Raw genomic sequence first — 4,950 nt, forward strand, 5'->3', positions numbered from 1 at the left:
GTCCGGGTACACCTCGACGCGTCGCGTGGCGTCGTTCGGAAACAGCACCCAGCCGTCGACCTCCGCACCCTCGGCGCCCGGCAGCGTGGCGCGCACGACGGCGTCGCGACCGTAGCGGGCCACGAGTCTTTGGAAGGTGTCGTCCGCGGCGGCGAGCGATTCGAGGCGCGCGGGTGCGTCGGCCGCCGGGCGCGGCGCGACGTCGGCGCGCGGTGCACGCGGCAGGCGGGGACCGGGCGTCGGCGCGGCGGCCGGCGCCACGGGCGGCGCAGCGGGGTCGCGCGAGCAGGCCGTCCCCAGGCACAGCGCCACCAGGAGCACGCCGGCGGCACGGGATGAAACCGCGCCCGCAGGCCGTTGCAGCGCCGTGGCGGGCGCGGCGGTCACATCGTGTGGGTCGAGCGGTCGCCGGTGAGCAGGCCGGCCAGCAACGTCTCGATCTTGCCCTTCACCGCGTCGCCTTCCGCGGTCTCCGGGAACTGCACGCCGATGCCGGCCGGGTGGCCGCCCTGCGCGCCGACCGGCGTCAGCCAGACGACCTTGCCCGCCACCGGCAGGCGTTCGCCCGATTCCGGCAGGGTCACCAGCACGAAGACCTCGTCGCCGAGCGAATAGCGCTTGGGCGTCGGGATGAAGATGCCGCCGCCCTTCAGGAACGGCATGTAGGCCTGGTAGAGCTGGGACTTGTCCTTCAGGACCAGCGACAGGATGCCCTGCCGCGCGCCGCCGGGGGTAGCACTCATCGGTCGCGGATCTCCTGGCCCGCACGCGCGGTCGCGCGCCAGGCCGTCAGCAGTTCGATCATCACGAGGTCGGCGCGGACGGTGGTCCGCAGCAGGTCGCGACTACGGTTCGCGAGGTCGAACCAGGCCGCCAGACTGCGCGCGCCCCGCGGGTCGGTCAAGCCGCGGGCGCGTTCGACGGCGAGGTCGGCGGCATGGCGCAGGCGCAGGTCCGGCTCGTCCTTCGCCCACTGCTCGGCGACTTCGCCGGCCGCGACTTCCCCTCGGGCGACCTTCGCGAGGTCGGTGGCGACCCGCCGGCGCAGGTCCAGCCCGCCGTTGCGCAGCCAGTCGTCCGCAAGGCCGGGATGACCGCGCGAGGCGACGAGCGCTTCGTCGACGTCGCGCGCCGCGTGCCCTCGCGCCAGCAGCCAGGCGCGGCCTTCGTCCAGCGGCGGCACGCGGAGCTCGACCTGCTGGCAGCGGCTGCGGATGGTCGCCGGCAGGCGCCCCGGCCGCGATGTCACGAGCAGCAGGTAGCGGCCTTCGACCGGCTCCTCGAGTGTCTTGAGCAACGCATTCGCGCCGGCCACGCCGACCGCGTCGGCCGGCTCCACCAGCGCGACGCGCGCACGCCCGTACTGCGGCGAGACGAGCAGCTTCTGGGTGAGCTCGCGCATCTGGTCGATGACGATCTCGCTGCGCATCTTCTTCGGGTTCGATTTCTCGTTGAGCACGTAGCCGACCCACAGCGCGTCGGGATGCCCGGGATGGCCGTCGGGATGCGCGAGGCTGCCGTCCGGGCGCGTCTCGACGGGGTCGCGCTGGTAGCGCGCGGCGAACTGGCGACAGCTGCGGCACGACTCGCAGGGCTCGCCGCCGGCAGGCGATTCGCAGAGCACGCGCTGCGCGAAGCGCTCGGCGACGCGGCGCTTGCCGAGTTGCGCAGGCCCGTGCAGTAGCTGCGCATGCCCGAGGCGGCCGGCGTCGAGCGCGGACACGAGGCCGTCGTAGATGCGGCGCTCCCACGGCGCGAGCGTCATGCGAGCGCATCCATGTAGCGACGAAGCGCCGCGCGCGCGGCGTCCGCCACCGCGTCGGCGGGCCGCGTCGCGTCGAGCACGACGAAGCGATGCGGCTGCGCCGCCGCACGCGCGAGGTAAGCCGCGCGCACGCGCTCGAAGAAGTCGACGCGCTCGGACTCGATGCGGTCGGCGTCGCCGCGCCCGCGCATCCGCGCGAGGCCCACGTCGACGGGCACGTCGAGCAGCAACGTCAGGCCCGGCTCGAGACCGACGAACTCGCGCTCGAGCAGGTCGATCAGGCGCGCGTCGCCGCCGCGGCCGCCACCCTGGTAGGCATGGCTTGCATCGGTGAATCGATCGCTCAGGACCCAGTCGCCGCGTTCGAGGGCCGGGCCGATCACCTGCGCGACGAGCTGCGCGCGCGAGGCGAACATCATAAGCAGCTCGGTCTGCGCGGAGGGCGGCTCGTGCGACGGGTCGAGCAGCAATTCGCGGATGCGCTCGGCGAGCGGGGTGCCGCCGGGCTCGCGCGTGCAGACCACCTCGCCCGCGCCGTCCAGCTCGGCGCGCAGCGCGGCGAGCACCGTGGACTTGCCCGCGCCCTCCCCGCCTTCCAGCGTCACCAGCCTCGACGCGCGATGCAGGCCGCCCGCCTGCGTCATCGACCGGCCGCCTGTGCCGCGCGGTAGTTGGCGAGGTACTTGCGCACGTTCTGCTGGTGCTCGGCCAGCGACTTGGCGAACAGGTGGCGCCCGCTGCCGTCGCCCACGGCGACGAAGTACAGGGCGTCGCCTGGCGCGGGATTGGCGACCGCCTGCAACGCCGCGACGCCGGGCATCGCGATCGGCGTCGGCGGCAGGCCGGCGCGCGTGTAGGTGTTGTACGGCGTGTCCGTCTGCAGGTCGACCTTGCGGATGTTGCCGGCGTACGCGCGGCCCATGCCGTAGATGACGGTCGGGTCGGTCTGCAGCAGCATGCCGAGCTTCAGTCGGCGCTCGAACAGCCCCGCGATCGCCGGGCGCTCCTCCGCGATGCCCGTTTCCTTCTCGACGATCGAGGCGAGCACGAGCATTTCGTCCGGCGTCTTCAGCACGGTGTCGGGACGACGCGCGCGCCAGGCGGCGTCGAGCGCCTTTTCCATGCCCGCGTACGCACGACGCAGCACGTCGAGTTCGCTGTCGCCGCGGGTGAATACGTACGTTTCCGGCAGGAACCGGCCTTCCGGATGTTGGCCCGCGTGGCCGAGCCTGGCCATCAGCGCCGCGTCGTCGAGCTTGCCCGCGTCGTGCACGAGCGGCTCGGCCTTCGCGAGCGCGGCGCGCACGTCGCGGATGTTCCAGCCTTCGACGATCGTCACCTTGTGCTGCACGACCCGGCCGTCGCGCATGTCGACCAGCAGCGTGCGTGGCGTCATGCCGGGCTCGAGTTCGTACTCGCCGACCTGGATGCGCCCGGCCGCGCCGAGCTGCTTGGCGAGCGCCGACCATTCGAGCGACGTGCCCTGCACCCCCGCCTCGCGCAGCTTGCGCACGACGACGGGCAGCGAATCGCCCTGCCGCACGACGATGCTCGTGCCCGGCTTCACGCCGCGCAGGGGCGCGTCGGCGAAGCCCGCGTAGAGGTACCACGCACCGGCGAGCGCCGCGGCGATCGCGACGAGCAGCAGCAGGGTGAAACAACCAGTTCGGCGCTTGCGCGGGCGGCTCACGGCGTCTCCGGGGACAGGGCGAAGGCGGGATGGTCGGCGGCGAGGCGCTCCCGCAGCGCCGCGACCTCGGGATGCGGCGACCGTACGCGATCGCCCAGCTGCCCGACTTCGAGGATACCGCGCACCGCATTGCAGACGAACAGCGCCTCGGCCGATTCGACGTCGCCGACGGAGAGTCGCGTTTCCAGCGCACCGAGCGCGGGGATGGCCCAGCCGCGGCACACGCCCCGCACGCCGCACCGGTCGATCGTCGGCGTGTGCCACTGCCCGCCGATGCGCGCGAAGACGTTTCCGGCGATCGCGCAGACGACGGCACCTTCGGCGTCGAGCATCAGGCCCTCGTCGGCCGTCTCGGCCGGGCCCCACTCCGCGCGTGCGAGCACCTGCTCCAGCCGGTTCGTATGCTTGTGGCCGGCCAGGCGCGGCTGCTGGGCGAGTCTCGTCTCGCACCAGCGCAGGCGCAGCGGCGACACGGCGATCGGTGCCTCGTGGCACGAAAGGATCCACGTCACGGGCCCCGTCGAGGGCGCGTAGCCGCGGGTGCCGACGCCGCGGGTGACGAGCAACTTCGCCACGCCGTCGCGCCCGTCCAGCAGGTCCCTCAACTCGGCACGCACGTGCGTCGGGCCGGGCAGCGCGATCGCGAGCGCCCCGGCGCCCGCCGAAAGCCGGGCCCAGTGGCGGTCCCACCACGGCACGTCGCCGCGCCAGGCGCGCATCGTCTCGAACAGGCCGTCGCCGTAGGCCATGCCACGATCCAGCGGAGACACCGCGTGGACCCGCCGGTCGCCCGAGAACACGCGCACGTCCATGTCAGCCGTCCACGCCGAGCGCACGGAGCATGCCGCGCGCCTTGGCGCGCGTCTCGTCGAGCTCGCGCGCCGGATCGGAGTCCGCGACGATGCCGGCGCCGGTGCGGAAGCGCACGGTGTCCCCTTCGACCTCGGCGCTGCGGATGAGGATGTTGAGGTCCATGTCGCCGTTCGGCGCGAGCCAGCCCATCGCTCCGGTATAGGCGCCGCGGCCGACGCCTTCGAGCTCGGCGATGATCTGCATGCAGCGCACCTTCGGGCAGCCGGTGATGGTGCCGCCCGGGAACACCGCGCGGATGACCTCGCCGGGCGTGACGCCCTTGCGCAGGCGTCCGCGCACGTTGCTCACGATGTGGTGCACGTGCGCGTAACTCTCGACGGTCATCAGTTCGTCGACCTCGACCGTGCCGGGCCGGCAGACGCGGCCGAGGTCGTTTCGCTCGAGGTCGATCAGCATCACGTGCTCGGCGCGTTCCTTCGGATGGCCGACCAGTTCGCGCACGCGCGAGACATCGTCGTCGCCCGGCAGGCGCGGCCGCGTGCCGGCGATGGGCCGCGTCTCCACGCGGTCGCCGCAGGTCGACACGAGTCGCTCGGGCGACGCGCTGACGACCGACCAGCCCTCGCCTGCGAAGAGGCCGGCGAACGGCGCGGGATTGTTGCGCCGCAATTGCGCGAAGAGC

The 4,950-nt window shown here is 73.2% G+C and carries 6 protein-coding genes and 1 pseudogene; all 7 read right to left on the minus strand.

Annotated elements, in window-relative coordinates; genetic code table 11:
- A pseudogene (locus tag ACY35P_RS14865) lies at window positions 1–387 on the minus strand (hypothetical protein); the annotation flags it as partial.
- Entirely contained in the window at window positions 384–743 is a 360-nt protein-coding gene (locus ACY35P_RS14870) for a PilZ domain-containing protein (RefSeq protein WP_462116614.1), read from the minus strand. The pseudogene ACY35P_RS14865 and the gene ACY35P_RS14870, both read right to left, overlap by 4 nt.
- Entirely contained in the window at window positions 740–1,765 is a 1,026-nt protein-coding gene (locus tag ACY35P_RS14875) for a DNA polymerase III subunit delta' (protein WP_462116615.1), read from the minus strand. The genes ACY35P_RS14870 and ACY35P_RS14875 overlap by 4 nt, the downstream gene beginning before the upstream one ends.
- Window positions 1,762–2,409 carry a dTMP kinase gene (gene tmk / locus ACY35P_RS14880; protein WP_462116616.1) on the minus strand — a complete coding sequence of 216 codons (648 nt, stop codon included), beginning with the start codon at window positions 2,407–2,409 and terminating at the stop codon, window positions 1,762–1,764. Before tmk ends, ACY35P_RS14875 begins: the two co-directional genes overlap by 4 nt.
- Window positions 2,406–3,455: an endolytic transglycosylase MltG gene (gene mltG / locus ACY35P_RS14885; protein WP_462116617.1), complete on the minus strand. Its 1,050-nt coding sequence runs from the start codon at window positions 3,453–3,455 to the stop codon at window positions 2,406–2,408. The genes tmk and mltG overlap by 4 nt, the downstream gene beginning before the upstream one ends.
- Window positions 3,452–4,267: an aminodeoxychorismate lyase gene (pabC, locus tag ACY35P_RS14890; RefSeq protein ID WP_462116618.1), complete on the minus strand. Its 816-nt coding sequence runs from the start codon at window positions 4,265–4,267 to the stop codon at window positions 3,452–3,454. Before pabC ends, mltG begins: the two co-directional genes overlap by 4 nt.
- Window position 4,268: 1 nt before the next feature.
- Window positions 4,269–4,950, minus strand: a 682-nt coding sequence (locus ACY35P_RS14895) for a chorismate-binding protein (RefSeq protein ID WP_462116619.1), incomplete at its 5' end; no start/stop codon positions are given.

This window comes from Lysobacter xanthus (assembly GCF_047159895.1).